This is a genomic window from Roseovarius sp. (genome assembly GCF_040223625.1).
Lineage (GTDB): Bacteria > Pseudomonadota > Alphaproteobacteria > Rhodobacterales > Rhodobacteraceae > Roseovarius.
The window spans coordinates 1-23,781 of sequence record NZ_JAVKFX010000018.1; the positions used below are offsets into that span (position 1 = coordinate 1).

29 protein-coding genes and 1 tRNA gene are annotated in these 23,781 nt (G+C 67.6%); 19 read left to right on the top strand and 11 right to left on the bottom strand.

Going from position 1 to position 23,781, the window contains the following annotated elements:
• The coding region (locus tag RLN94_RS05085) for a class I SAM-dependent methyltransferase (protein ID WP_350126572.1) at positions 1 to 468 on the top strand (468 nt) is incomplete at its 5' end.
• Positions 469 to 902: 434 nt separating this feature from the next.
• Here the strand turns inward: RLN94_RS05085 and RLN94_RS05090 are convergent.
• Entirely contained in the window at positions 903 to 1,859 is a 957-nt protein-coding gene (locus tag RLN94_RS05090) for a KpsF/GutQ family sugar-phosphate isomerase (RefSeq protein WP_350126569.1), read from the bottom strand.
• A 115-nt stretch (positions 1,860 to 1,974) separates the two neighbouring features.
• Between RLN94_RS05090 and RLN94_RS05095 the strand changes: the two genes are divergently transcribed.
• On the top strand, positions 1,975 to 3,195 hold the full coding sequence (locus RLN94_RS05095) for an MFS transporter (protein WP_350126566.1): 1,221 nt from the start codon (positions 1,975 to 1,977) through the stop codon (positions 3,193 to 3,195).
• 36 nt (positions 3,196 to 3,231) lie between these two features.
• Here the strand turns inward: RLN94_RS05095 and trhO are convergent, their stop codons facing one another.
• Both trhO and RLN94_RS05105 read right to left on the bottom strand, forming a co-directional pair.
• The gene (gene trhO, locus RLN94_RS05100) at positions 3,232 to 4,146 is read right to left on the bottom strand and encodes an oxygen-dependent tRNA uridine(34) hydroxylase TrhO (RefSeq protein ID WP_350126563.1); all 915 of its coding nucleotides are present in this window, start codon (positions 4,144 to 4,146) and stop codon (positions 3,232 to 3,234) included.
• 48 nt (positions 4,147 to 4,194) lie between these two features.
• Positions 4,195 to 4,743 (bottom strand): NADPH-dependent FMN reductase, encoded by a 549-nt coding sequence (locus RLN94_RS05105; protein ID WP_350126560.1) that lies wholly within the window; start codon positions 4,741 to 4,743, stop codon positions 4,195 to 4,197.
• A gap of 129 nt (positions 4,744 to 4,872) precedes the next feature.
• Here RLN94_RS05105 and pncA point away from each other — a divergent pair, with 129 nt between their 5' ends.
• From pncA to RLN94_RS05135, 6 genes are all read left to right on the top strand, one after another.
• The gene (pncA, locus tag RLN94_RS05110) at positions 4,873 to 5,469 is read left to right on the top strand and encodes a bifunctional nicotinamidase/pyrazinamidase (RefSeq protein ID WP_350126558.1); all 597 of its coding nucleotides are present in this window, start codon (positions 4,873 to 4,875) and stop codon (positions 5,467 to 5,469) included.
• Positions 5,470 to 6,057 carry a uracil-DNA glycosylase family protein gene (locus RLN94_RS05115; protein WP_350126555.1) on the top strand — a complete coding sequence of 196 codons (588 nt, stop codon included), beginning with the start codon at positions 5,470 to 5,472 and terminating at the stop codon, positions 6,055 to 6,057. It abuts the gene before it with no gap.
• A complete protein-coding gene (locus tag RLN94_RS05120; RefSeq protein ID WP_350126552.1) occupies positions 6,050 to 6,838 on the top strand; it encodes an SseB family protein in 789 nt (262 codons plus the stop codon). The genes RLN94_RS05115 and RLN94_RS05120 overlap by 8 nt, the downstream gene beginning before the upstream one ends.
• Before the next feature lie 56 nt (positions 6,839 to 6,894).
• The gene (locus RLN94_RS05125) at positions 6,895 to 7,572 is read left to right on the top strand and encodes an SH3 domain-containing protein (RefSeq protein ID WP_350126549.1); all 678 of its coding nucleotides are present in this window, start codon (positions 6,895 to 6,897) and stop codon (positions 7,570 to 7,572) included.
• 90 nt (positions 7,573 to 7,662) lie between these two features.
• Positions 7,663 to 7,911 (top strand): DUF1902 domain-containing protein, encoded by a 249-nt coding sequence (locus RLN94_RS05130; protein ID WP_350126547.1) that lies wholly within the window; start codon positions 7,663 to 7,665, stop codon positions 7,909 to 7,911.
• A 27-nt stretch (positions 7,912 to 7,938) separates the two neighbouring features.
• Positions 7,939 to 8,109, top strand: coding sequence for a type II toxin-antitoxin system HicA family toxin (locus tag RLN94_RS05135; RefSeq protein ID WP_350126544.1), 171 nt, complete (start codon positions 7,939 to 7,941; stop codon positions 8,107 to 8,109).
• A gap of 26 nt (positions 8,110 to 8,135) precedes the next feature.
• On the opposite strand, the gene RLN94_RS05140 is transcribed toward RLN94_RS05135, so the two are convergent.
• The 7 genes from RLN94_RS05140 to RLN94_RS05170 all read right to left on the bottom strand — a co-directional run bounded on the left by RLN94_RS05140 (position 8,136) and on the right by RLN94_RS05170 (position 16,136).
• Positions 8,136 to 9,068, bottom strand: a complete 933-nt coding sequence (locus RLN94_RS05140) for a 2-hydroxyacid dehydrogenase (protein ID WP_350126541.1) — start codon at positions 9,066 to 9,068, stop codon at positions 8,136 to 8,138.
• A gap of 3 nt (positions 9,069 to 9,071) precedes the next feature.
• A complete protein-coding gene (gene rodA, locus RLN94_RS05145; RefSeq protein ID WP_350126538.1) occupies positions 9,072 to 10,211 on the bottom strand; it encodes a rod shape-determining protein RodA in 1,140 nt (379 codons plus the stop codon).
• Positions 10,208 to 12,151: a penicillin-binding protein 2 gene (gene mrdA / locus RLN94_RS05150; RefSeq protein ID WP_350126535.1), complete on the bottom strand. Its 1,944-nt coding sequence runs from the start codon at positions 12,149 to 12,151 to the stop codon at positions 10,208 to 10,210. The genes rodA and mrdA overlap by 4 nt, the downstream gene beginning before the upstream one ends.
• Positions 12,148 to 12,687, bottom strand: coding sequence for a rod shape-determining protein MreD (locus tag RLN94_RS05155; RefSeq protein WP_350126532.1), 540 nt, complete (start codon positions 12,685 to 12,687; stop codon positions 12,148 to 12,150). The genes mrdA and RLN94_RS05155 overlap by 4 nt, the downstream gene beginning before the upstream one ends.
• A complete protein-coding gene (mreC, locus tag RLN94_RS05160; protein WP_350126529.1) occupies positions 12,680 to 13,612 on the bottom strand; it encodes a rod shape-determining protein MreC in 933 nt (310 codons plus the stop codon). The genes RLN94_RS05155 and mreC overlap by 8 nt, the downstream gene beginning before the upstream one ends.
• Positions 13,613 to 13,758: 146 nt before the next feature.
• Entirely contained in the window at positions 13,759 to 14,805 is a 1,047-nt protein-coding gene (locus RLN94_RS05165; protein ID WP_057820969.1) for a rod shape-determining protein, read from the bottom strand.
• Between the two features lie 362 nt (positions 14,806 to 15,167).
• The gene (locus RLN94_RS05170; protein WP_350126525.1) at positions 15,168 to 16,136 is read right to left on the bottom strand and encodes a GlxA family transcriptional regulator; all 969 of its coding nucleotides are present in this window, start codon (positions 16,134 to 16,136) and stop codon (positions 15,168 to 15,170) included.
• A 94-nt stretch (positions 16,137 to 16,230) separates the two neighbouring features.
• On the opposite strand from RLN94_RS05170, the gene RLN94_RS22225 reads away from it, so the two are divergent.
• Both RLN94_RS22225 and RLN94_RS05175 read left to right on the top strand, forming a co-directional pair.
• Positions 16,231 to 16,383, top strand: a complete 153-nt coding sequence (locus RLN94_RS22225) for a hypothetical protein (protein WP_502949447.1) — start codon at positions 16,231 to 16,233, stop codon at positions 16,381 to 16,383.
• 27 nt (positions 16,384 to 16,410) lie between these two features.
• Positions 16,411 to 17,169 carry an alpha/beta fold hydrolase gene (locus RLN94_RS05175; RefSeq protein ID WP_502949460.1) on the top strand — a complete coding sequence of 253 codons (759 nt, stop codon included), beginning with the start codon at positions 16,411 to 16,413 and terminating at the stop codon, positions 17,167 to 17,169.
• 211 nt (positions 17,170 to 17,380) lie between these two features.
• Here RLN94_RS05175 and RLN94_RS05180 read toward each other — a convergent pair.
• Positions 17,381 to 17,455, bottom strand: a tRNA-Thr gene (locus RLN94_RS05180).
• Between the two features lie 202 nt (positions 17,456 to 17,657).
• Here RLN94_RS05180 and RLN94_RS05185 point away from each other — a divergent pair.
• The 9 genes from RLN94_RS05185 (at position 17,658) to RLN94_RS05225 (ending at position 23,619) form a co-directional block, all read left to right on the top strand.
• Positions 17,658 to 17,819 carry a hypothetical protein gene (locus RLN94_RS05185; RefSeq protein ID WP_350126522.1) on the top strand — a complete coding sequence of 54 codons (162 nt, stop codon included), beginning with the start codon at positions 17,658 to 17,660 and terminating at the stop codon, positions 17,817 to 17,819.
• 6 nt (positions 17,820 to 17,825) lie between these two features.
• Positions 17,826 to 19,094: a UDP-N-acetylglucosamine 1-carboxyvinyltransferase gene (murA, locus tag RLN94_RS05190; protein WP_350126519.1), complete on the top strand. Its 1,269-nt coding sequence runs from the start codon at positions 17,826 to 17,828 to the stop codon at positions 19,092 to 19,094.
• Positions 19,091 to 19,561, top strand: coding sequence for a DUF2948 family protein (locus RLN94_RS05195; RefSeq protein WP_350126516.1), 471 nt, complete (start codon positions 19,091 to 19,093; stop codon positions 19,559 to 19,561). Before murA ends, RLN94_RS05195 begins: the two co-directional genes overlap by 4 nt.
• Before the next feature lies 1 nt (position 19,562).
• Entirely contained in the window at positions 19,563 to 20,048 is a 486-nt protein-coding gene (locus tag RLN94_RS05200; RefSeq protein WP_350126513.1) for a GNAT family N-acetyltransferase, read from the top strand.
• Between the two features lie 44 nt (positions 20,049 to 20,092).
• On the top strand, positions 20,093 to 21,397 hold the full coding sequence (gene hisD, locus RLN94_RS05205) for a histidinol dehydrogenase (protein WP_350158853.1): 1,305 nt from the start codon (positions 20,093 to 20,095) through the stop codon (positions 21,395 to 21,397).
• A gap of 303 nt (positions 21,398 to 21,700) precedes the next feature.
• Entirely contained in the window at positions 21,701 to 22,180 is a 480-nt protein-coding gene (locus tag RLN94_RS05210) for a UPF0262 family protein (protein WP_350126507.1), read from the top strand.
• A 4-nt stretch (positions 22,181 to 22,184) separates the two neighbouring features.
• Positions 22,185 to 22,646: an arsenate-mycothiol transferase ArsC gene (locus tag RLN94_RS05215; protein ID WP_350126504.1), complete on the top strand. Its 462-nt coding sequence runs from the start codon at positions 22,185 to 22,187 to the stop codon at positions 22,644 to 22,646.
• A complete protein-coding gene (locus RLN94_RS05220; RefSeq protein ID WP_350128168.1) occupies positions 22,643 to 23,038 on the top strand; it encodes a ketosteroid isomerase-related protein in 396 nt (131 codons plus the stop codon). The genes RLN94_RS05215 and RLN94_RS05220 overlap by 4 nt, the downstream gene beginning before the upstream one ends.
• Positions 23,035 to 23,619 (top strand): GNAT family N-acetyltransferase, encoded by a 585-nt coding sequence (locus tag RLN94_RS05225; protein WP_350128171.1) that lies wholly within the window; start codon positions 23,035 to 23,037, stop codon positions 23,617 to 23,619. The genes RLN94_RS05220 and RLN94_RS05225 overlap by 4 nt, the downstream gene beginning before the upstream one ends.
• The last annotated feature ends 162 nt before the right edge of the window (positions 23,620 to 23,781 follow it).

The window sequence follows — 23,781 nt, forward strand, 5'->3', positions numbered from 1 at the left end:
CATGTCGATCATGTCGGGCGGGTCGAGGACCTGTCGTTCATTCCGGACGGGTCGGTGAAGCTGATCTATGCCTGCCACGTGCTGGAGCATTTCGGGCGGCGGACCTACAAGGATGCGCTCAAGGAGTGGTACCGGGTGCTGGAACCGGGTGGGGTGCTGCGGCTGGCGGTGCCGGATTTCGGTGCGGCTGCAAGGCTTTACATGTCGGGCATACTGCCGCGGGGGATCGAGGATGTGCGCGGGCTGGTGACCGGGGGGCAGCGGGACGAGTATGATTTTCACGGGATGATTTTCGACGAGGCGTCGTTGTCGGAGGCCCTGAAGGAGGTGGGGTTTTCCGAGACGCGGTTGTGGGATTGGCGGGAGACCGAGCATTCGCACATGGACGATTATTCGCAGGCCTATCTGCCGCATATGGACAAGGAGAACGGGGTTCTCGTGTCGTTGAATATCGAGGCGGTGAAGTAGGGTTCGGTTGCCTTGCGGGGGTATTGGACCGTGCCCGCCCCGGGCTTGATCCGGGGCCTCTGGTGGGTCGAGGTCCCGGCTCGGGGGCCGGGACGGGGCGAGTTTTGGCGGGGTGATTTCCTGGGAAATGCAACGTCGGTATAACGTCGGTATTTTGTCGGTATTGCGTCGGTGCGGGGGGTTGGGGGAGGTGGGTTTCACCCACCCTACGGATCGCACGCGCCCGAATAGCACCGAAGGCGCCGGGCGAGCGCCGGCCCGTCCCGGCGGGCAGGTGCTTTGGCGGGTGTTGCGTTACGTTTAGAGGGAAGATGTGCTCGGCGGGATAAAGTCGCAGCCACGGGTGTTGCGGCGCCTCCCCACGGGCCGGCGCTCGCCCGGCTTCCTCAGAGGCCCCGGGTCGGGCCCGGGGCGGGCGGTTCCTGGAGGGCGCGTCAGGCCACCCCGGCGCGCAGGGCGTCGTGGATGTGGACGAGGCCGACGAGGTGGTTTTCCGCATCGGTCACCAGCAGCACGGTGCGCTTGTTGGCGTTCATGACGCCGAGCGCCTCGACGAGCAGGGCGTCGGGGGCGGTGACGAGGGGGGAGCGGGTGGCGACCTCGCCGGCGGTGCGGGTCATCAGACCGTCCATGTTGCGGCGGAGGTCGCCGTCGGTGATGACGCCGGCGAGGCGGCCGTCCGCGACCACGGCGGCGACGCCGAAGCTTTTGCGGGTCATCTCGACCAGCGCCTCGCCCATCGGCGTGTCCTCGGCCACGACGGGCAGTTCGTCGCCCTTGTGCATCACCGCCGAGACCAGCAGCAATTGCGCGCCCAGCGTGCCGCCGGGGTGGTAGGCGAGGTAGCTTTCCTTGTCGAAGCCGCGCAGGCGCATGAGCGCGACGGCGAGGGCGTCGCCGAGGGCCAGCGTGCAGGTCGTGGAGGTGGTCGGCGCCATGCCGATGGCGCAGGCCTCGGGCGCGTCGGGGAGGGGGAGGACGTGGTCGGCCTGACGGCCCAGCGTGCTGTCGGGTTTCTTGGTGATGGCGATCATCGGGATGGCGAAGCGGCGGGTGTGGCCGATGATGTCGGCCAGTTCGCGCGTCTCGCCGGAGTTGGAGATCAGGATCACCGCGTCGGCGCTGGTGATCATGCCCATGTCGCCGTGGCTGGCCTCGCCCGGGTGGACGTATTGGGCGGGGGTGCCGGTGCTGGCCATGGTGGCGGCGATCTTGGCGGCGATATGGCCCGACTTGCCCATGCCCGAGACGATCACCCGGCCGGGCACGTTCAGCAGCAGCTCGGCCACGGTGTCGAAGCTGTCGGGCATCTCGTCGCGCAGGCGGGCGAGCGCCGCGCCCTCGATCTCGAGCACGTCGCGGGCGATGTCGGTGGGGCGGGGAGAGGTCATGTGGCCGGCTCCGGAGCGTTGCGGATGGCGCAGCCATACCGTGCCGCCGCGGGAAGGCCAAGCCCCGCGGTTTTCGCGCTGGCGCATCGCCGGGCGCGCGACTAACGTCGCGGCCATGACAGGCCCTGATGTTCTCGACAGCCGGTATTCGTGGTTCCGCCTTGCCGTCTCGCTTCTGATCGCGACGGTGGGGAACGTGGGCATCTGGGTGATCGTGATGGTCATGCCGGCGATCCAGGCGGAGTTCGGGATCGACCGGGGCGAGGCGTCTTTTCCCTACACGATGACGATGATCGGCTATGCGGTCGGCAATTTCGCGGTGGGGCGGATCATCGACCGGTTCGGGGTGACCGCCGCGCTGAGCCTGTCGGCGGCGATCATCGCGGGCGGCATGGGGCTGGCGGCGGTGAGCCCGTCGGTGCTGTTGCTGGCGGGGTTGCAGCTGGTGATCGGGTTCGGAACGGGGGCCAGTTTCGGCCCGCTGATGACGGATGTGTCGATGTGGTTTTTGAAGCGGCGGGGGATCGCGGTGGCGATCACGGCCTGCGGGAATTACCTCTCCGGCGCGGTGTGGCCGCTGTTGCTGGCCGGGGTGCTGGAGACGGACGGGTGGCGCGCGGTCTATGTGTGGCTGGCGGTGATCACGCTGGTGACGATGGTGCCGCTGTCGTTCCTGTTGCGGCGGCGTGTGCCGCTGGAGGCGACGGCGCGGTCGGACGCGATTTCCAGCCTGCGGGCGAAGGCGGCCGGGTTCTCACCCCGGACGCTGATGCTGTTGCTGGGGCTGGCGGGGATCGGGTGCTGCGTGGCGATGTCGATGCCGCAGGTGCATATCGTCAGCCTGTGCACTGACCTGGGCTATGGCCCGGCGGTGGGCGGGCAGATGCTGGCGCTGATGCTTTTCGGCGGGGCGGCGTCGCGGCTGGTGTTCGGGTTCGTGGCCGACTGGCTGGGCGGGGTGCGGACGCTGTTGATCGGGTCGTCGCTGCAATGCCTGGCGCTGTTTTTGTATTTGCCGACCGGGGGGCTGACCTCGTTGTTCGTGGTGAGCGCGGTCTTTGGCCTGTCGCAGGGCGGGATCGTGCCGAGCTATGCGCTGGTAGTGCGGGATTACATGCCGAGCGTCGAGGCCGGGCGGCGCGTGGGGTTCGTGATCATGGCGACGATCATGGGCATGGCGCTGGGCGGGTGGATGTCGGGCTGGATTTACGATGTGACGGGGAGCTACCAGATGGCCTTCGTGAACGGGATCCTGTGGAATTTCCTGAACATGGGGATCATGGTGCTGATCCTGCTGCGGACGCGGCCGCGGAAGGCTGTTGCCGTGGCGGCCTGAGGGCGCTGCTCGTCAGCCCTTGCGGGCTGCCTCGCGTCACTCTTCGTGGACGATGCGGATGTGTTTTTCGCCGCGGGCCTCGGCCAGGGCCATCTGTTTCTGGCGTTCGCGGAAGCGTTGCTTGTCGTCTTCCGTGGTCTCGGCAAAGCACTGGTGGCAGGAGACGCCGTGCTCGTATTCCGGGCGGTCGCGGTCTTCGGGCAGGATCGGGCGGCGGCAGGCGAAGCAGAGCTGGTGCGGGCCTTCCCGGAGCCCGTGGCCCACGGAGACGCGGTTGTCGAAGACGAAGCACTCGCCGTTCCAGGTGCTTTCGGCCTCGGGCACCTCTTCGAGGTATTTCAGGATGCCGCCCTTGAGGTGGTAGACGTCTTCCACGCCCTGGCCCAGCAGGTAATTGGTGGATTTCTCGCAGCGGATGCCGCCAGTGCAGAACATGGCGATGCGCTTGTTGTGGAACCGGTCCTTGTTGGCCTCCCACCAGGCGGGGAAGTCGCGGAAGCTGGCGGTTTTCGGGTCGATGGCATTCTGGAAGGTGCCGATGGCGACCTCGTAGTCGTTGCGCGTGTCGATGACGGCCACGTCGGGGGATTGGATCAAGTCGTTCCAGTCCTGCGGATCGACGTAATGGCCGACGCGGGCCTGCGGGTCGACATCCGGCTGCCCCATGGTGACGATCTCCTTCTTCAGCCGGACCTTGAGGCGGCGGAAGGGCTGGTGATCGCTGGTGCTTTCCTTCCAGTCGAGATCGGCACAGCCGGGCAGGGCGCGGATATGGGCGAGCACCGCGTCGATGCCGGCGCGGGGGCCGGCGATGGTGCCGTTGATGCCCTCATGCGCCAGCAGGAGCGAGCCGGAGATCTTCTCGCGCTCGCAGAGCGACAGCAGCGGGCCCTGGATGGCCGCCGGGTCGGGGAAGCGGGTGAAGTGGTAGAGGGCGGCGATGGTGTACATGGGCCGATCCTCTAGCCCCTTGCCCGTGGCCGGGCAAGGGGCGCGCGGTCAGCCGCGGATGCGGTTGGCGAGGCGGGAGAGGTTGTCGGCGATGAATTCCTTGGTGTCGTCATGGGTGAGCTTGCCGTCGGTGATTTTTTCGTTCGACTTGCTGACCGCGATCTCGAAGCCCGGCACGATCTCGGCGTCGATCACCGAGAGCGCCTTGCGCAGGTCGTATTGCGCGACCAGCCCGCCGGTGGCGCTGGGCGACTGGGTGATGATCAGGACGGGTTTGCCGGCGAAGGGGGTGTTGGGCTCCTTCGACATCCAGTCGATCACGTTCTTCATCACGCCCGAGGTGCCGCGGTTGTATTCCGGCGAGGAGATGACCACGGCGTCGGCGCCCTCGATGGCCTGGGCGAGGTCCTGCACCTGCGCGGGGGAGCTGCCATCGACCTTGAGGTCCTCGTTGTAGAGGGGGATTTCGTGGATGTCCTGCGGCACGAGGGTGACGTCGTCGGGCACCAGTTCAGGCAGGGATTCGGCGATCTTGGTCGAGAAGCTTTCGGCGCGCAGCGAGCCGCTGATCACGGCGAAGGTGAGGGGGTTTGCCATCGGGGGCGTCCTTTGTCCTGTCATCGGTTTGGTACGCCAACGCGCCGCGGCGCGGAAAGTTCACCGGGCGGGCGGCGTTGACGGGGGGCGCGGGCCCGCTTAGGTCTTTGGGAAACGGAGGATGGCCCGATGACCGAAGCGCTGATCGTGATCGACATGCAGTATGATTTCTGTCCCGGCGGTGCGCTGGCGGTGGACGGGGGCGACGAGATCGTGCCCGGGATCAACGCGCTGATCGACGAGTTTCCGGCGGTGATCCTGACGCAGGACTGGCACCCGGCGGGGCATTCCTCCTTCGCGTCGAGCTACAAGGACAAGGCGCCGTTCGAGACGGTCGAGATGTCCTATGGCACGCAGGTCCTGTGGCCCGATCATTGCATCCAGGGCAGCGACGGGGCGGCGTTTCATGCGGACCTGGACACCGACAGCGCCGACATGATCGTGCGCAAGGGGTTCAACCCGTCGATCGACAGCTACTCGGCCTTCTTCGAGAACGATCACGAGACGCCCACGGGCCTGCATGGCTATTTGCAGACGCGGGGGATCGAGCAGCTGACCATGGTGGGGCTAGCCACGGATTTCTGCGTGAACTTCTCGGCGGTGGATGCGGCGAAGCTGGGCTATGACGTGACGGTTCTGACGGAGCTGTGCCGGGGGATCGACCTTGACGGCTCGCTGTCTGCCGCGCTGGAGGGGATGAAGGGCGCGGGCGTCAAGGTGGTCTGAATGGCCGGGCTTGAGCGCGAGATCGCGGCCTGCCGGATCTGTGCCCAGCGGTTTGCCGAGACGGCGACGGGCCACGAACCGCGCCCGGTGGTGTGGTTCCGGCCCGGGGCAAGGATGCTGATCGCGGGGCAGGCGCCGGGGGCAAGGGTGCACCAGTCGGGCAAGCCGTTCGACGACCCGTCGGGCGACCGGCTGCGCGACTGGCTGGGGCTTTCGGCCCACGAGTTCTACGACACGGCAAGGGTGGCGATCGTGCCGATGGCCTTCTGTTTTCCGGGCTATGATGCGAAGGGCTCGGACCTGCCGCCGCCCAAGGTGTGCGGGCAGACATGGCATGACCGGGTGATGCAGGAGCTGGCCACCGTGCGGTTGCGCGTGCTTGTGGGGGGGTATGCGCACAAGTATCACCTCGGGGTGAAGACCGGGGTGACGGAGACGGTGCGGGCGTGGCGCGACTGGGCGCCGGAGGTGTTCCCCCTGCCGCACCCCTCGTGGCGCAATACCGCGTGGCTGCGGAAAAACCCGTGGTTCGAGGCGGAGGTGCTGCCGGTTCTGCGGGCAAGAGTGAGAGAGGTGATGGATGGCTGAGGCGACACGGCTCGACGCGGCGCATGCGGCGATGGAAGCGGCGCCGGAGGACGAGGGCGCGCGGCTCGATTTCTACGGGCAGTTGGCGGCGTCGGAGCTGTTTTTGCTGTTGGAGCGTGAGGCGGAGGGCGAGCGGGTGACGCCCCGCACCTTCGACGTGGAGGGGCAGTCTTTCGTGCTGGTCTTCGATGGCGAGGACCGGCTGGCGCAGTTCGCCGGGGGCGAGGCGCCCTATGCGGCGCTGTCGGGCCGGGCCGTGGCGGAGATGCTGGCGCCGGCGGGGCTGGGCCTGGGGCTGAACCTCGACGTGGCGCCGTCGGCGATGCTGTTGCCTTCGGAGGCGGTGGCATGGCTGGCCGGGACGCTGGAGCAGGGCCCGCGCGAGGTGGAGACGAAGGTGCGGGCGTTTACCGCGCCGGGCGGCTTGCCCGAGCGGTTGCTGACCGCGCTCGATGCGCGGCTGGCGAGCGCGGCGGGGCTGGCGGCGAGTGCCTACCTGGTGGGCGTGGAGTACGAGAGCGGGGCCGAGGGGCACATGCTGGGCGTGATCGACGCGGTGCCGGGGGCCGAGGGGGCGCTGGCGCGGGCGGTGTCGGACCTGTTGCAGTTCTCGGGGCTGGAAGCGGCGGCGCTGGACGTGGCGTTCTTCCGGGCCGAGGACGCGGCGGCGGCGCGGCTGGCACGGGTCGGGCTGCGGTTCGACCTGCCGGAGGCGGAGGCAGCGGCCGCGCCGGCGGCGGCGCCGGGGATGGACCCGGCGAAGCCGCCCCGGCTGAAATAGGCGCGCGGCGCCACAGGGCGATTGACCGGCGCGCCGGGTGGGGCGATAAATCCCGCATGATACGGATTTTCTTCACTCTTCTGCTGCTGGCCCTGCCGCTTCCGGTGGTGGCTCAGGAGCTGAGTTTTCCACCGGTGGACGAGGCGGAGCAGGACGAAAGCTTCGCCGCATATCGCGCGCGGCTGATCGAGGCGGTGGTCGCGCGGAATATCGACGCGATCGTGGCGATGGCGTCGGAGGATATCAGGCTGAGCTTCGGCGGCGCCTCGGGCCACGCGGCGCTGCGCGACTACCTGACGGTCGATCCGCAGAGCTTCCCCGAGGGCCAGCGCCACGAGGCGCCGGCGCTGCGGCAGCGCAACTGGGCCGACCTGGAGACGGTGCTGCGGATGGGCGGCGTGTTCGACGGCGAGGGGCGGTTCGTGGCGCCCTATACCTGGTCGTTCCAGCCGCCCGACGGGATGGACCCGTTCGAGGTGATGTTCGTGACCGGCACCGGCGTGGCGATGCGCGACCGGCCGATCCGGTATGGCGAGGTGACGGCGTGGCTCGACCACGAGGTGGTGCGCCATCTCGACTGGGTCAGCGGCACGCCCTATGTCGAGGTCGCGCGCGGGGACGGGTCGACGGGGTTCGTGCACAGCGAGTATTTGCGGGCGCTGGTGGACTACCGGGCGTTTTTCGAGAAACGGGACGGGGCGTGGAAGATGGTGACCTTCATCGCGGGGGATTGAGTCACTAACGGGTTGTTCACCATTTCGGGCGATGTTGACTTTATGGGGCCCGGAACCATAACTAGGTAAGTCTTTCGCCAAGGAGGGCGCATGAAGCACGTTTCTATCATTGTGCGGGCGGACTGGGACGAGGACGCCCGGGTCTGGGTTGCCACCAGCAAGGATATCGACGGGCTTGCTGTCGAGGCGGAAAGCTTCGAGGCGCTCGAGCCCAAGGTGCTGGCCGCCGTGACGGACCTTGTGGAGCTGAACGGCTTTGATGGCGATGGCTCTCTGCCGGATATTCCCGTGCATATCGTGACCGATCATCTGACCCGCATTCCCAACCCCTGTCACTGACATTTGGCCGGCTTCTACAAAGAGCTGGTGAGGCTTCTGAAAGAGGCCGGTTGCGAGTTCGTGCGCCAGGGGCGCGGGGATCACGAGATCTGGAAGAGCCCGGTCAACGGCAGGTATTTCACCGTGGATCACGGGTGCAAATCCCGGCACACGGCGAATGAGACCCTGAAGCAGGCGGGGCTTCCCAAGGCATTCTGAGGCGGGAGGCTTCGCCGCCCTCGTCGTCAATACCCCTGGTCGCGGTCGACGAGATACAGGAAGGGCTCGCCCGCTTCGCCTCGCCGGATGTTCTCGGCCACCACGCGGGCCGCCGTGGCGGGGCGGGTTTCGGCGGCGATGTGGGGGGTGACGGTGACCTTGGGGTGGTGCCAGTAGGGGTGATCCTCGGGCAGGGGTTCGGTGCGGAAGACGTCGAGCGTGGCATGGGCGATGTGGCCGAGGTCGAGCGCCGCGAGGAGGGCGTCGTCGTCGATCAGGGCGCCGCGGCCGGGGTTGAGGATGACCGCGCCTTTCGGCAGGAGGGCCAGGGTTTCGGGGTTGATGATGTTCTCGGTGGCCGGCGTGTCGGGCAGCAGGAGGACGAGGATCTCGGCCGTTTTCAGTGCCTCGAGAAGCCCGTCATCGCCGGAGAGGCAGGTGATGCCCTCGACATCCTTCTGCGTGCGGCTCCAGCCGGTGACGGGGAAGCCGATGCCGGCAAGCATCTGCCCCGCCGCCTGTCCGAGCTGGCCGAGGCCGAGGATGGTGACGGGCCGTTCGTGGGCCAGCGGGGGGGTGTGCTGGGACCAGTCGCCCGGTTTGCGTGCGAGGTCGACATCCATCTCGAGGTGGTGACGCATGGTGTGGCCGGTGACCCATTCGGCCATGCCGCCCGTGAGCCCTTCCTCGACCATGCGGGTGAGCGGCTGGGTCAGGGACTCGTTGCCGACGATCTGTTCGACCCCGGCCCAGAGGTTCATCACCGCCTTGCAGCGCGTGTAGGCGGTGAAATCCTGCACCGGGCCGTTGGGGGCGTAGATGATGTAGTCGACGGTTTCGGGCGGATGATCGGTGGCGAGCGCCACGTCGAGGCCCTGGGCCGCGAATTCGGATTTCAGGACGGGTTCGTAGGTTTCCCACCGCTCGGGGCGGGCCGCAAAGAGGACGTTGAGGGTCATGGATTACCTTGGTCTGTGGATATGGGCGCTTTGCACGAGGCCGAAGCCCAGCATCAGGATCAGCATGGCCGAGCCGCCGTAGCTGACCAGCGGGAGGGGCACGCCGACGACCGGGGCGAGGCCCATCACCATCGACATGTTGACCGCGAAGAACAGGAAGAAGGTGACGGCGATGCCGTAGGTCATCAGCGAGGCGAAGCGGTCGCGGTTGGTCATGGCCGAGGAGATGCAGAACACGATGATCAGCGCGTAGAGCACCAGCAGCGAGACCGCGCCGACGAAGCCGAATTCCTCGGCGAGCGTGGTGAAGATGAAGTCGGTGTGCTTCTCGGGCAGGAAGTTCAGCCGCGACTGGGTGCCCTGCATGAAGCCGCGCCCTGTCCAGCCGCCGGAGCCGAGGGCGATTTTCGACTGGGTGATGTGATAGCCCGCGCCCAGCGGATCGGTGGAGGGGTCGAGGAAGGTGTCGATGCGGCGGTACTGGTAGTCGGCCAGCATCTGCCAGTCAGTGCCGCGGCTGCGGAAGACCGCGGTGATCAGCCCGCCGGTGGCGGCGATCACCACGGCGAAATAGGCCCAGTGGACGCCGGCGAGGAACATCAGCGCGCCGCCGCCCATGATCAGCAGGATCGAGGTGCCGAGGTCGGGTTGGCGCAGCACGAGGGCCACCGGCGCGATGATCAGGATCACCGGCAGGATCACCCAGAGCGGGCGCGACAGGCGCGACATGGGCAGCCAGTCGTAATAGGCCGCGAGCACCATGATCAGCGTGACCTTCATCAGCTCGGAGGGTTGCAGGCGCATGACGCCGAGGTCGATCCAGCGCTGGGCGCCCTTGCCCTCGGTGCCCACCAGTTCCACCGCCACCAGCAGGATGACCGAGCCGAGATAGGCCAGAACCGACATGTTGCGCCAGAACCAGATCGGCACCATGCCGATGAAGAACATCGCCACGAAGCCCAGTGCGTAGCGTTTCATCTGCGGTTCGGCCCACGGGTTGAACGAGCCGCCGGCGACCGAGTAGAGCATCAGGAAGCCGATGCCCGCCACCGCCGTCAGCAGGATGGCGAGGCCCCAGTTGAAGTAGAGTACCTTGCGGATGCCGGCCGGCGTGGTCTTGACCGTGTACTCGAGATAGCTCATGCGCGGTCGCTTTCGTCCCCGGTGGGGCCGGGGCGGTACTGGCGCAGTTCCTCCTGCTGGGTCTGGATGCGGCCACGGTCCTTCGAGGGGTAGGCCGAGAGCGGCGGGTCGCCGCCGTAGAGCGCCTGCAGGGTGATGTCGCGGGCGATGGGGGCCGCCACGGCCGAGCCGCCGCCGCCATGTTCGACCACCACCGCGACCGCGACCTTGGGATTGTCGAAGGGCGCGTAGTCGACGAAGAGCGCGTGGTCGCGCTGGCGCCAGGGCAGGTCCTCGTTGCGGCGGACGCCGGAGGCGCGCTCGCCCGAGGAGATGTTGCGCACCTGGCTGGTGCCGGTCTTGCCGGCCATGCGGAAGGCATCCTCGATGATGCGGCTGGAATAGGCCGTGCCGCGCCGGTCGTTGGAGACGGCGAACATCGCCTTGCGCACTTCGCGCAGGCTGTTCTCGTTGATGCCCAGCGACGGGCCCACGCCCGAGGGCTGTTCGACCCCGTCGATCGACTTGATGACGCGCGGTTTCACCTCGCGCCCGGTGGCGAGGCGGGCCGACATGATGGCCAGTTGCAGCGGCGAGGCCAGCACGAAGCCCTGCCCGATGGAGGCGTTGACGCTGTCGCCGACGACCCATTCGGCGTCGCGGTTGATGAGCTTCCATTCCTTCGTCGGCGCCAGCCCCGCGGCGACCGAGGTGAGCGGCAGGTCGTGTTCGATGCCGATGCCCAGCTTGCGGGCCATCTCGGAGATCTTCTCGATGCCGACGCGCAGGGCCATGTCGTAATAGAACACGTCGCAGCTTTCGCGGAGCGAGCGGTGCAGGTCGACATTGCCGTGCCCGGCGCGTTTCCAGCAGTGGAAGCGGCGGTTGCTGACCTCGAGATGGCCGGGGCAGTAGACGGTTTCGGTGAGGTCCAGCTCGCCCGCCTCGAGCGCGGCGAGCGCCACCACCATCTTGAAGGTCGAGCCGGGCGGGTAGATGCCCTGCACCGCCTTGTTGGGCAGGGGCCGGTATTCGTTTTCCAGCAGCGCCTGGTAATTGGCGACGGAGATGCCGCGGACGAAGAGGTTGGGGTCGTAGCTGGGGGTGGAGGCACAGGCGAGCAGGTCGCCGGTTTCGCAGTCGATCACCACAGCGGCCGCGCTTTCCTTGGACAGCCGGGCATGGGCGTAGGTCTGCAGCGCGTTGTCGAGCGAGACCTGGATGTCCTTGCCCGAGGTGCCTTCCTGGCGTTCGAGTTCGCGCATCACCCTGCCGGCGGCGTTGACCTCGACCCGCTTGGTGCCGGCCTCGCCGCGCAGCAGCTCCTCGCGCTTGGCCTCGAGCCCGATCTTGCCGATCTGGAAGCGGGGGATCAGCAGCAGCGCGTCGGGCGCGTCCATCCGTTCGAGATCGCGGTCGCTGACCGGGCCGACATAGCCCACCACGTGGGCATAGGCCTCGCCATGCGGATAGCGGCGCGACAGGCCCACGTCGGGGGTGATGCCGGGCAGGGCGGGGGCGTTGACGGCGACGCGGCTGATATCTTCCCAGCTTACCCGGTCGGCGATGGTGACGGGCGTGTCGCCGCGCAGGCGTTCGAGGTCGCGGCGGGCGCGCTCGAGCTCCTCGGGGTTGAGCGTGACCAGCTTCGACAGGCGGGCGATGACGTCTTCGACGTCGCCCGCTTCCTCGCGCACCATGGTGATGCGGTAGCTGGGCACGTTCTCGGCGATGGTCATGCCGTTGCGGTCGAAGATGCGGCCGCGGGTGGGGGGGATCAGGCGGATGTTGATGCGGTTCTCGTCGGCGAGCAGGCGGAACTGGTCGGCCTGCTCGACCTGGAGGTAGCGCATGCGCAGGGCCAGGGCGCCGACGAGGCCGGTCATGGTGCCGCCGATGATCAGGCCGCGACGGGTGATCTTGCGGTAGCTTTCGGCGCTGTCGCGTGTCGGGCGTCTCATGATCCGGGCCTCATTGCGTCAAGCTCGCCCGGGGCGACCTTGCGCACGCCGAGCAGGGATTGCGAGACCAGCACCACCAGCGGATAGGCGATCAGCGTCATGAGCATCTGCATCAGGCTGAGGCCCAGCGGCGCCTGGTCGACCATCAGCACGCCGAGGATCAGCCGGTAGCCGATGGTCATCGCCGCGAGGGTGGTGGCGACGCTGACCCATTCGACCGGGAAGGTGAGGTCGCGCAGGTCGGGGGCGCGGGCGCGGAGCGTCTGGCTGCCGATCAGGACAAGCGCAGCCCAGAGGCCGGGCGGGCGGTGGAACAGCAGGTCGCAGAGCAGGAAGACCGCCGCCACCAGCAGGGGCGGGACGAATTCCGGCCGGCGCAGGCCCCAGGCCAGGGTGAAGGCGAGGATGAAGTCGGGCCCCGCCCAGCCGCGCGGCAGGGTGTCGAGCGGCAGCAGGCGCAGGAAGACGAAGAGCGTGCAGATGCCGACGAAGAGGGCGCGCATGGCCCAGAGATATGTCTGGCTGCGCTCAGCCATCGGCGGGCTCGGGGGTAATGCCGCCGGTGGCGGCGGCTTCGGGGGTGACCGGGTTGGGGATCGGGCCGAAGGGCGTGACGAGGCCGCCCGGGTCGGCGATCCGCTCGTCGCGCCAGTTGCGCAGGACGCGGAGGAATTCGAGCCGCTCGTAATCGGCCGAGAGGCGCACGCGGAGGCGGCCGCCGGGATCCTTGGCGAGCTGGCCCACGTGCAGCCCGGCGGGGAAGACCCCGCCATCCCCCGAGGTGATCAGCCGGTCGCCGGGGCGGACGCGGTCGGGTGCCTCGATGAAGCTGACGGTGGGGGAGGGGGTGTTGTCGCCCGAGACGAGCGCCTGCTGGCCCGAGGGTTCGATGGTGACGGGGATGTGGCTGGAGGTGTCGGTGAGCAGGATCACCCGCGCGGTGTTGTCGCCCACGCCCGAGATGCGCCCGACGAGGCCCAACCCGTCCATCGCCGCCCAGCCGTCGACGATGCCGTCGCGGGCGCCCACGTTGATCAGCACCGATTGCCGGAAGGGCGAGCCGCTGTCGGCCAGCACCACGCCGGTGACGAAGGTGAGGCGCGGGTCGAGCTGGACGTTGTTGAGGTCGAGCAGGCGGGCGTTTTCCTGTTCGAGCTGGAGCGCGGCCTCTTTCCAGGCCTTCATCTGTTGCAGTTCGCGGCGCAGTTCCTGGTTCTGCTGGTAGATGCGCTGGTAGCTCTGGAAGTCGTGGATGATGTTGACCGCGCCGGTGACCGGTGCCATCGCCCAGTCGAAGCTGGGCACGACGCGGTCGATCACCTGCGCGCGGAAGCGTTCGATGCGGGGGCTGTCGATGCGCCAGATCAGGAACAGGCCGAGCAGGCACAGCAGAAGGACGCCCACCAGAAGGCGCCTGAGCTGGCCGGAATAATCCCCGTCCTGGTTTCTGTCCTTTGCCAACGGCTGCCCCTTCGTCAGACAGGTGGATGGCGTGGAGAGGCCGGAACGTCAGCCGGGCTGCGGCATGGGCTCCGGTCCGCCTTCAACATCAATGGGTTCGCGGCGGTCCGCGCCGGTCGTTCCGGGCGAGGATAGCGCAGATCGCCTTAGCTGTCGTAGTCTATCGCGTGTCGGAGCTGTTTTTCAAACTCCAACGCCTTGCCGGTGCCGAGGGCCACGCAATTGAGGCTGTCATCGGCGATGGAAACGGCAAGGCCGGTCTGTTCGCGCAGGGCGAGGTCGAGGTCGCCCAGAAGGGCGCCGCCGCCGGTGAGCATGACGCCGCGGTCGACGATGTCGGCGGCGAGGTCGGGCGGGGTGGTTTCGAGCGCGGTCATCACCGCCTCGCAGATCGCCTGGACGGGTTCGGCCAGCGCCTCGGCCACCTGGGCCTGGGTGATCTCGGTTTCCTTGGGCACGCCGTTGAGCAGGTCGCGGCCGCGGATCTGCATCGAGGTGCCGCGCCCGTCATCGGGCATCCGGGCGGTGCCGATCGAGGTCTTGATGCGTTCTGCCGTGGACTCGCCCACCAGCAGGTTGAGCTGGCGGCGCAGGTAGTTGATGATCGCCTCGTCCATCCGGTCGCCGCCGACGCGGATCGAGCGGGCATAGACGATGTCGCCCAGCGAGAGAACGGCCACCTCGGTGGTGCCGCCGCCGATATCGACGACCATGTTGCCGGTCGGGTCGGTGATGGGCATGCCCGCGCCGATGGCCGCGGCGATGGGTTCGGCCACGAGCCCGGCGCGGCGGGCGCCGGCGGAGAGCACCGACTGGCGAATCGCGCGTTTCTCGACCGGGGTGGCGCCGTGGGGGACGCAGACGATGATCTTGGGTTTCGAGAAGGTCGAGCGCTTGTGGACCTTGCGGATGAAGTGCTTGATCATCGCCTCGGCGGTGTCGAAATCGGCGATCACGCCTTCGCGCATCGGGCGGATCGCCTCGATGCTGCCGGGGGTGCGGCCGAGCATGAGCTTGGCATCCTCGCCCACGGCGAGCACTTTCTTGACCCCGTCCTTGACGTGGTAGGCCACCACCGAAGGTTCGGACAGGATGACGCCGCGCCCCTTGACGTAGACCAGCGTGTTCGCAGTCCCGAGGTCGATCGCCATGTCCGACGAGAATAGCCCGGGAATATTACTGAAGATTGACATCTGCGCCTGCTGATCCATCGCCCAATTTATACACAGGCCACCGACTCGCGAGCCCGGAAGCCGAGTGAGTTATAGAGTGCGTGCGGCACGGGTGAAAGGGGCAGTTTCAAAAGGCGTAAGCGTTATTATGCCGGATCGCGGGGGTGCGGGGTTTCGGTTTCCGTCGCAGCAGGGGACGATTCCCGGCCCCTGGCCGAGATCATGCCGCGGCCAGCCAGCCGGGACAGTGGTTTCGGGGCCGCCCGGTGTGGCGGCGGCCTTGCACGGGCGTCGGCGTGGCCCTGTCGGGCGGCGCCGGGCAGGGGCCCTGCCCGGTGGTCACTTCCGCGTGATGGCCGGTCGGGCCGCGGCGGCCGGCCGGGTCATTGCGGGGCCATGGCCTGGCGTCCGAAGGTCTTCCTGTAGTCGACGGGGGACATGCCGGTCAGTTTCCTGAACAGTTTCCGGAAGGCGGCCGCGTCGGAATAGCCCACGTCCCATGCGACGCTGTCGACCGGGGCGGTGCCCAGTTCGAGGGCTTCGCGGGCCTTGGCGATCCGGACCTGCTGGAAATAGCCGTTCGGTCGGTGGCCCGTGGCCGACTGGAACCGGCGCAGGAAGGTGCGCTCGGTCATGGCGGCGATGTCGTGCAGGTCCTTCATGGCGACATTCGTGGCGGCGTTGGCGTGGATGTGATGCTGCGCCCGGAGGATCGCCGTGTCGCCGTGATCGAAGCGGGGGATGAACTGGGTGAAGGGGCGCTGGCTGGCGCGGGGCGGCTCGACCAGCAGGAACCGGGCGGTGGCGAGCATGGTGGAGGGGCCGAGCAGCCGCTCGACGAGGGTCAGGCCCAGGTCGGTCCAGGCGAGGATGCCGCCGGCGGTGATGATATCGCCCTCGTCGACGATCATGTTCTCTTCGGCAAGCCGGATGCCCGGGTAGCGTTCCGACAGGGTGCGGGCGAAGGCCCAGTGGGTGGTGGCGCGGCGGCCCTCGACCAGCCCGGTCTCGGCCAGGAGGAAGGCGCCGGCGCAGACCGAACAGAGCGTCGTGCCCTGCGCGTGGAGCCCGCGCATCCAGTCGGCTGAGACCGGCTGTGCGGACATCCGGTCCGGCATGATGATGCTGGGCGGGGTGATCAGGTAGCTCAGCCGGTGCGGGCCGGCATGGGTGTCGTACACGCAGTCGACCGTTTCGGGGCCGGCCTGCCAGTGCGAGACCCGGATGCCCGGCGCGCTGGCCCATTCGCCGGCGATGCGGAACAAGTCGGTCAGGCCGTGGATCGCCGACATCTGGCAATCCGGGTAGATCAGCAGGCCGACCTCGGCGATGGTTTCGCGTTTGCCGTTCATTGTCCGTTTTGCCCCGGTGCTTGTCTGTTTCGCCACGTCCCTTCGTGCCACGAGGCGCCTAGATCTGTCCATGTCGAACCCGAAAGGACAGGTGATGAAATCCAATCTGAACCGACGCGAACTTCTCATTGCCTCCGGCGCGACCCTTGCGCTGGCGGCGCTTCCCCGACCCACGTTTTCTCAACCGGAAGGACATACGATCATGGCGACCATCAAGACGAGCGACGGCACGAACATCTTCTACTAGGACTGGGGCCCGAAGGACGCCCAGCCGGTGGTTTTCCACCATGGCTGGCCCCTGTCGGCGGATGACTGGGACGCGCAGATGCTGTTCTTCCTGCAGAACGGCTATCGCGTGATCGCCCATGATCGCCGCGGTCACGGGCGGTCTGACCAGACCGACACCGGCAACGACATGGACACCTATGCCGCCGACGTGGCGGAGCTGGTCGAGGCGCTGGGCCTGCGTGACGCGATCCATATCGGTCACTCGACCGGCGGTGGCGAGGTCGCACGCTATGCGGCGCGGGCCAAGCCCGGGCGGGTCGCGAAGGCGATCCTGATCGGGGCGGTGCCGCCGGTGATGGTGCAGTCGCCGAACAATCCCGACGGCATTCCGCTGTCGGTGTTCGACGGCTTCCGTGCGGCGCTGGTGGCGAACCGGGCGCAGTTCTACCTCGATGTGGCCTCGGGGCCTTTCTACGGCTTCAACCGCGCGGGGGCAGAGCTGAGCCAGGGGCTGATCAACAACTGGTGGCGCCAGGGCATGGCCGGCGGTGCGAAGGCGCATTACGATTGTATCGAGGCGTTTTCCGAGACCGATTTCACGGAGGACCTGAAGGCCATCGAGGTGCCGGTGCTGCTGTTGCATGGCGAGGACGACCAGGTGGTGCCGATCGAGAACTCGGCGCACAAGGCGATCGACCTGCTGCCGAACGGGACGCTGAAATCCTACCCGGGGCTGTCGCACGGGTTGTTCGCGACCCATCCCGACGTGGTGAACCCGGATCTTCTGGCCTTCGCGAGAAGCTGATTTGACATCTTCCGGCCGCGGCCCTGTGCCGCGGCCGGAGTGTTTCTGTTGGGGCACTCGGGACAATGAAAGTGTCCATCACGAGCGTCGGTTCGCCGCGCCACGGCCCACCTTTCGGCGATTGCCTTGCAATCGCCTGCCGGCCAGCGGTCGATGCGCGGCTTCGAGACCGGGGGTGCGCGGTGTGTGTGAGGGATGTTCGGGAGAGGACTGGTGCTGCTGGGGAGGATTGAACTCCCGACCTCACCCTTACCAAGGGTGCGCTCTACCACTGAGCTACAGCAGCCTCGTCGATGGCGGGCCTCTTAGACCGTTCCGCGGCCCCGCGCAAGGGCTATCTGGCCGGGTTTTCGTACCGGTTTGCCGCAATGCCGGGAAAAACCGCCGGGGCGGGATTTCGCGGGGCGCCGGACCGTATTATATCACCGGCTTCTAGTTTCGCCGACTTGATTTCTCGGGTACAAAGCGGAACAGACTAGGACGGCAGGATGACGAAGAAACACCCCGACAAGGCCCGCCCCGCCGAAAAGGACAGCCGGGAAGACCGGCTGAAGGCCGCGCTGAAGGCCAACATGGCGCGGCGCAAGGCGCAGATGCGGGGCAGAAAAACCGCCGCCGGGGCGGACGAGGCAGACAAGGACGAGGGATAGGAACCGATGGATTCGATACTGGTAAGGGGCAATGGACAGCTGAACGGGGATATTCCGATCGCGGGGGCCAAGAATGCCTGTCTGACGCTGATGCCGGCGACGCTTCTGAGCGAGGAGCCGCTGACGCTGACCAATGCGCCGCGGCTGTCGGATATCCGCACGATGAGCCTGTTGCTCCAGAGCCTCGGCGCCGAGGTGATGAGCATGCAGGAGGGCAAGGTTTTGACCATGTCGAGCCATGCCCTGAAAAGCCATGTCGCCGATTATGACATCGTGCGGAAGATGCGGGCCTCGATCCTCGTGCTCGGCCCGCTTCTGGCGCGCGACGGGCATGCGGTGGTGTCGCTGCCGGGCGGCTGTGCCATCGGGGCGCGGCCGGTCGATCTGCATCTCAAGGCGCTGGAGGCGATGGGCGCCGAGCTTGAGCTGAAGGACGGCTATGTGCACGCCACCGCCAAGGGCGGGCTGAAAGGCGGCGTGGTGGAGTTTCCGATGGTGTCGGTGGGGGCGACGGAGAACGCGCTGCTGGCCGCGACGCTGGCCAAGGGCACGACGGTTCTGAAGAACGCCGCGCGGGAGCCGGAGATCGTCGACCTGGCCCGCTGCCTTCGGAAGATGGGCGCGCAGATCGAGGGCGAGGGCACGCGGGAGATCACCATCGAGGGGGTCGACCGGCTGAACGGGGCGACGCATCCGGTGGTGCCCGACCGGATCGAGCTGGGCACCTACATGCTGGCGCCGGCCATGTGCGGCGGCGCGGTGGAGTGCCTTGGCGGGCGGCTGGAGCTGGTCGAGGCGTTCAGCGAGAAGCTGGACGAGGCCGGCATCACCGTCGAGGAGACCGAGCGCGGCATCAAGGTGTCGCGCGGCAACGGCCGGGTGAAGGCGGTGGATGTCACGACCGAGCCGTTTCCGGGCTTTCCCACGGATTTGCAGGCGCAGATGATGGCGCTGATGTGCATTGCCGAGGGCACGAGCGTGCTGGAGGAGAAGATCTTCGAGAACCGTTTCATGCACGCGCCCGAGCTGATGCGGATGGGCGCGAGGATCGACGTGCAGGGCGGCACCGCGAAGGTGACGGGCGTCGAGCGGATGAAGGGGGCGCCGGTGATGGCGACCGATCTGCGGGCGTCGGTGTCGCTGATCCTGGCGGGGCTGGCGGCCGAGGGCGAGACGCTGGTCAACCGGGTCTATCACCTGGATCGCGGCTATGAGAGTGTCGAGCAGAAGTTGGGCAACGTCGGCGCGCAGATCGAGAGGGTGAAGGGCTCGTGAACGACGATGCGAGATTCGAGGACGGGCGCGAGGCGCCGCTGAACCTCGGGGCCTTCGACCTGGAGGATCTGCAGGTTCTGTCGTCGCTGGTGCAGGATGCCGTGTTCCCGGTGACCGAGATGGCCTGGCGCCCGCGCGAGCGGCGGTTTGCCATCCTGCTGAACCGCTTCCGGTGGGAGGATGCGGGCCGCGAACGGCACGGGGCCGAGCGGGTGCGCTCGGTTCTGGCGGTGGATCACGTTCTGAAGGTCTCGAGCCAGGGGATCGACCGGGGCGACAAGGACACGATCCTGTCGGTGCTGACGGTCGGGTTCGAGCCGGGCGAGGACGGCACCGGCCACGTGCTGCTGACGCTGGCGGGGGACGGGGCGATCCGGCTGGCGGTGGAAGCGCTGGAGGTGACGTTGAAGGATGTCACCCGGCCCTACAAGGCGCCCTCGGGCCGGGCGCCCGATCACGGCGCCTGACATGGCGCGCGTGCGCGCCGCACGGCCGGAGGACGCGGCGGAGATCAGCGCCGTGCTGATCGCCTCGATCCGCGAGCTGTGCGCGCCCGATCACGAGGGCGATGCCGCCGCCATCGAGGCCTGGACCGCCAACAAGACCCCCGAACAGGTGGCCGTCTGGCTGGAGGGCGCGCACGGGGTGCGGGTGGCGGTCGAGGAGGGCGAGATCGTTGCTGTCGGTGCGATTTCGGGGTCGGTCTCGGGTGGGGGCGAGGTGCTGCTGCTTTACGTGGCGCCCGAGCATCGCGGAAAGGGCCACAGCGCCGCGCTGTTGCAGGCGATGGAGGCGGAATTGCGCGAGGCGGGCCATGTTGAGGCGACGCTTGTCAGCACGAAGACGGCGCATGGTTTCTACCTGCGCCACGGCTGGCGCAATGACGGGCCGGAGGTGGACTGTTTCCGCACCCGCGGCCAGCCGATGCGGAAGGCGCTGGGCCGCGACCCTTGAGCCCCCGGCGGGGGCCGTTTAAGGGTGCCTCGAAAGGATCTGCCATGCCCCATTTTCTGAACGCCAACGATGCCGGTTTCGAGGAGGCTTTTGCCGCGCTGCTGGGCGCCAAGCGCGAAGAGGCGCAGGATGTGGACGATGCCGTGGCCGCGATCATCGCCGATGTGCGGGCGCGGGGCGATCAGGCGCTGATCGAGCTGACGGCGAGGTTCGACCGGATGGAGCTGTCGCCCGACCGGCTGCGGTTCACCACCGCCGAGGTCGATGCGCTGGTGGCGCAGGTGTCGGCCGAGGACCGCGCGGCGCTGGAACATGCGGCGGGCCGGATCCGGGGCTATCATGCGCGGCAGATGCCCAGGGACGAAAGCTGGACCGATCCGGAAGGCGCGACGCTGGGCTGGCGCTGGACGCCGGTCACGGCAGCGGGCTTGTATGTGCCCGGGGGACTGGCGTCGTACCCGTCCTCGGTGCTGATGAACGCCATTCCCGCCAAGGTGGCCGGGGTGGAGCGGCTGGCGATCACGGTGCCGACGCCCGATGGGGTGGCCAATCCGCTGGTCCTGCTGGCCGCACGGATTGCCGGGGTGGACGAGATCTATCGCGTGGGCGGGGCGCAGGCGATTGCCGCGCTGGCCTATGGCACCGAAAGCATCGCGCCGGTGGACAAGATCATCGGGCCGGGCAATGCCTATGTGGCGGCGGCCAAGCGGCGGGTCTTCGGGCGGGTCGGGATCGACATGATCGCGGGGCCGTCGGAGATACTGGTGATCGCCGATGCGGACAACGATCCGGACTGGATCGCCGTGGACATGCTGAGCCAGGCGGAGCATGACGAGAGCGCGCAGGCGATCCTGATCACCGACGATGCGGGGTTCGGCGAGAAGGTGAAGGCCGCGGTCGAAAAGCGGCTGGAGACGCTGGAGCGGCGCGAGATCGCGGGGGCGAGCTGGCGCGATTTCGGGGCGGTGATCGTGGTGCCGGACATGGAGCGGGCCGCGATGCTGGCCGACCGGATCGCGCCGGAGCATCTGGAGCTGTGCGTGGCCGACCCGGAGGGGCTGTCGGGCAAGATCCGCCATGCGGGGGCGATTTTCCTGGGTGCCTGGACGCCCGAGGCGATCGGCGATTACGTTGGCGGGCCGAACCACGTGCTGCCGACGGCGCGCTCGGCAAGGTTTTCGTCCGGGCTGTCGGTGATGGATTTCCTGAAGCGGACGACGCTGGCCAAGATGACGCCCGAGGCGCTGAAGGCGATCGGGCCAGCGGCGGAAAGGCTGGCGATTGCTGAGAGCCTCGAGGCGCATGGGTTGAGCGTACGGGCAAGGCTGGATCGGTTGAACGAGGGGTAAGGTTGGGCGCCTTGCGCGGAATCAAGGGCGAAGCCCGCCGCGCATCGACGGGCCGCCCCGACGGTCCGGCGATTTGGTGAGGGAAGCGCGACGATCTGATGGTGGAGGGGCTTGGCAGGCATAAACTGCCCATCGCGAGCGTTGGTTCGCCGCCCCGCGGCCCGTCGAGGCGCGGCTCCGCAACCGACGGCCCCTTTCCGCCACAGCGCCGCAAAAACGCTGCGTCCGGTCGCTTGGCCGCATTGCCCGTCCCTGCGCGCTGGGCTAGGCAAGGCCACGCGAACAGACGGAAAGACAGTCATGATGAGCCGCATCTGCCACATCGAGCTGGACGACGCGAACCTGCCGCCGCCCACGCCGGAGATCGAACAGGAGCGCAAGGTCGCGATGTTCGACCTGATCGAGGAGAACTCCTTCACCCTGCCCAAGCGGGATGACCGGGTCGTGCCCGAGGGGCCCTATCGCGTGGGCCTGTCGATCCGCGAGAAGCGGCTGGTCTTCGACATCCGCACCGAGGAGAACGAGCCGGCGGCCGAGTTCCACCTGTCGCTGTCGCCTTTCCGTCAGGTGGTCAAGGATTACTGGTCGATCTGCGAGAGCTATTTCGACGCGGTCAAGAACCTGCCGCCCGGCCAGATCGAGACCATCGACATGGCCCGCCGGGGCATCCACAACGAGGGGGCCCGCGTGCTCGAGGAACGTCTGGAGGGCAAGGCCGATGTCGACAGCGATACCGCGCGGCGCCTCTTCACGCTGATCTGCGTTCTGCATTTCGGGAGCTGACGCCGTGGCGCTGGAGCTTCCCCAGTCGGTGCTCTTCTGCTGCGACCACAATGCGGTGCGCTCGCCGATGGCCGAGGGCGTGATGAAGAAGCTCTACGGTACGGATACCTACGTGCAGTCGGCGGGCGTCAAGGGCGACATGGATATCGACGGCTTCGCCATTTCCGTCTGCCGCGAGCTGGGGGTCGAGCTTGACCGCCACCGCACCAGAAGTTTCGACGAGATGGAGCAATGGGGGGATGACCTCTCGTCCTTCGACCTGATCGTCGCGCTCAGCCCCGCCAGCCAGCGCAAGGCGCTGGACCTGACGCGGCTGTTTCACCTCGACGTTGTCTACTGGCCGATCATGGACCCGACCGGCCTTGGCGAAACGCGGGAGGCCAAGCTGAACGCCTATCGCCAGACACGCGACCAGATCATCAAGCACCTCAAGGACAGATGGGGCGACCCGGGGATTGGATTATGAACGAGACCGTCAAAGCCTATTTCGATGCATTCAACAACGGCGACACCGCCGCGATGCTGGCCTGTTTGAGCGATGACATCGCGCATCACGTCAACGAGGGGCAGGTGCGCGTGGGCAAGGAGAAGTTCCGCGCCTTCTGCGACCACATGAGCCGGTGCTACCGCGAGGAGCTGACCGACATGGTGATCTTCGAGGCCGAGAAGGGCACGCGGGCGGCGGCAGAATACGTGGTGAACGGCACCTACCTGCAGACCGACGAGGGGCTGCCGGAGGCCGAGGGGCAGAGCTATCGCCTGCCCGCGGGGTCGTTCTTTTCGTTGCAGGACGGGCTGATCACCCGGGTCGTGACCTATTACAACCTCGCCGACTGGACGCGCCAGGTGTCACGGTGATCCGTGTCGAGCGGCTGACGGGAAAGGCGCTGGCCGAGGCGCTGGAGGATGTGGCGCGGCTCCGGATCGAGGTCTTCCGGGCGTGGCCGTATCTCTATGACGGGGATGCGGAATACGAGGCGGAGTATCTTCAGACCTACCGCGAGAGCGCGGATGCGATTCTCGTGGGGGCGTTCGACGGGAAGCGGCTGGTGGGCGCCTCGACCGGCACGCCGATGGAGGATCACGCCGAGGATTTCGGCGCGGCCTTCGCGGGGCAGGGCATTCCGCTTACGGATATCTTTTACTGTGCCGAAAGCGTGCTGTTGCCGGAGTATCGCGGGCACGGGCTGGGGCACCGGTTCTTCGATATGCGTGAGGCCCATGCGCGGGCGCTGGGGCGGTCGTATAGCGCGTTTTGCGGGGTGGTGCGGCCGGAGGATCATCCGCTGCGGCCTGCCGAGTATCGCCCGCTCGACGGGTTCTGGCGCAAGCGGGGCTACGAGAAGGTCGAGGGCGCGGTGGCCGAGTTTCGCTGGAAGGACCTGGATGGGAAAGAGGAAACGGCCCATCCGCTGCAGTTCTGGATGCGGCGGCTTTGAGGGTCGTCGCCTGACATGCAGAAAGGCCCGCCAGTGTGGCGGGCCTTTTTGGTTGGGGCGGGGGTTCGCTCAGTAGCACTGCCAGACGGTGACCCAGTTGCCGTAGTAGTCGTAGACGGTGATCCACTCGCAGTAATAGGCGGTGTCGAAGGCGTCGTCTTC

Excerpts from the sequence above, each read along its gene's own strand:
- RLN94_RS05155 (WP_350126532.1), bottom strand. The coding sequence starts at position 12,687 with ATGGCTGAGCGCAGCCAGACATATCTCTGGGCCATGCGCGCCCTCTTC.
- mrdA (WP_350126535.1), bottom strand. The coding sequence starts at position 12,151 with ATGAGACGCCCGACACGCGACAGCGCCGAAAGCTACCGCAAGATCACC.
- RLN94_RS05200 (WP_350126513.1), top strand. The coding sequence starts at position 19,563 with ATGGCGCGCGTGCGCGCCGCACGGCCGGAGGACGCGGCGGAGATCAGC.
- RLN94_RS05095 (WP_350126566.1), top strand. The coding sequence starts at position 1,975 with ATGACAGGCCCTGATGTTCTCGACAGCCGGTATTCGTGGTTCCGCCTT.
- RLN94_RS05140 (WP_350126541.1), bottom strand. The coding sequence starts at position 9,068 with ATGACCCTCAACGTCCTCTTTGCGGCCCGCCCCGAGCGGTGGGAAACC.
- rodA (WP_350126538.1), bottom strand. The coding sequence starts at position 10,211 with ATGAGCTATCTCGAGTACACGGTCAAGACCACGCCGGCCGGCATCCGC.
- RLN94_RS05105 (WP_350126560.1), bottom strand. The coding sequence starts at position 4,743 with ATGGCAAACCCCCTCACCTTCGCCGTGATCAGCGGCTCGCTGCGCGCC.
- RLN94_RS05165 (WP_057820969.1), bottom strand. The coding sequence starts at position 14,805 with ATGTCAATCTTCAGTAATATTCCCGGGCTATTCTCGTCGGACATGGCG.
- RLN94_RS22225 (WP_502949447.1), top strand. The coding sequence starts at position 16,231 with ATGAAATCCAATCTGAACCGACGCGAACTTCTCATTGCCTCCGGCGCG.
- murA (WP_350126519.1), top strand. The coding sequence starts at position 17,826 with ATGGATTCGATACTGGTAAGGGGCAATGGACAGCTGAACGGGGATATT.
- RLN94_RS05090 (WP_350126569.1), bottom strand. The coding sequence starts at position 1,859 with ATGACCTCTCCCCGCCCCACCGACATCGCCCGCGACGTGCTCGAGATC.
- RLN94_RS05170 (WP_350126525.1), bottom strand. The coding sequence starts at position 16,136 with ATGAACGGCAAACGCGAAACCATCGCCGAGGTCGGCCTGCTGATCTAC.
- trhO (WP_350126563.1), bottom strand. The coding sequence starts at position 4,146 with ATGTACACCATCGCCGCCCTCTACCACTTCACCCGCTTCCCCGACCCG.
- RLN94_RS05130 (WP_350126547.1), top strand. The coding sequence starts at position 7,663 with ATGAAGCACGTTTCTATCATTGTGCGGGCGGACTGGGACGAGGACGCC.
- pncA (WP_350126558.1), top strand. The coding sequence starts at position 4,873 with ATGACCGAAGCGCTGATCGTGATCGACATGCAGTATGATTTCTGTCCC.
- RLN94_RS05185 (WP_350126522.1), top strand. The coding sequence starts at position 17,658 with ATGACGAAGAAACACCCCGACAAGGCCCGCCCCGCCGAAAAGGACAGC.
- hisD (WP_350158853.1), top strand. The coding sequence starts at position 20,093 with ATGCCCCATTTTCTGAACGCCAACGATGCCGGTTTCGAGGAGGCTTTT.
- RLN94_RS05120 (WP_350126552.1), top strand. The coding sequence starts at position 6,050 with ATGGCTGAGGCGACACGGCTCGACGCGGCGCATGCGGCGATGGAAGCG.
- RLN94_RS05220 (WP_350128168.1), top strand. The coding sequence starts at position 22,643 with ATGAACGAGACCGTCAAAGCCTATTTCGATGCATTCAACAACGGCGAC.
- RLN94_RS05210 (WP_350126507.1), top strand. The coding sequence starts at position 21,701 with ATGAGCCGCATCTGCCACATCGAGCTGGACGACGCGAACCTGCCGCCG.
- RLN94_RS05125 (WP_350126549.1), top strand. The coding sequence starts at position 6,895 with ATGATACGGATTTTCTTCACTCTTCTGCTGCTGGCCCTGCCGCTTCCG.
- RLN94_RS05115 (WP_350126555.1), top strand. The coding sequence starts at position 5,470 with ATGGCCGGGCTTGAGCGCGAGATCGCGGCCTGCCGGATCTGTGCCCAG.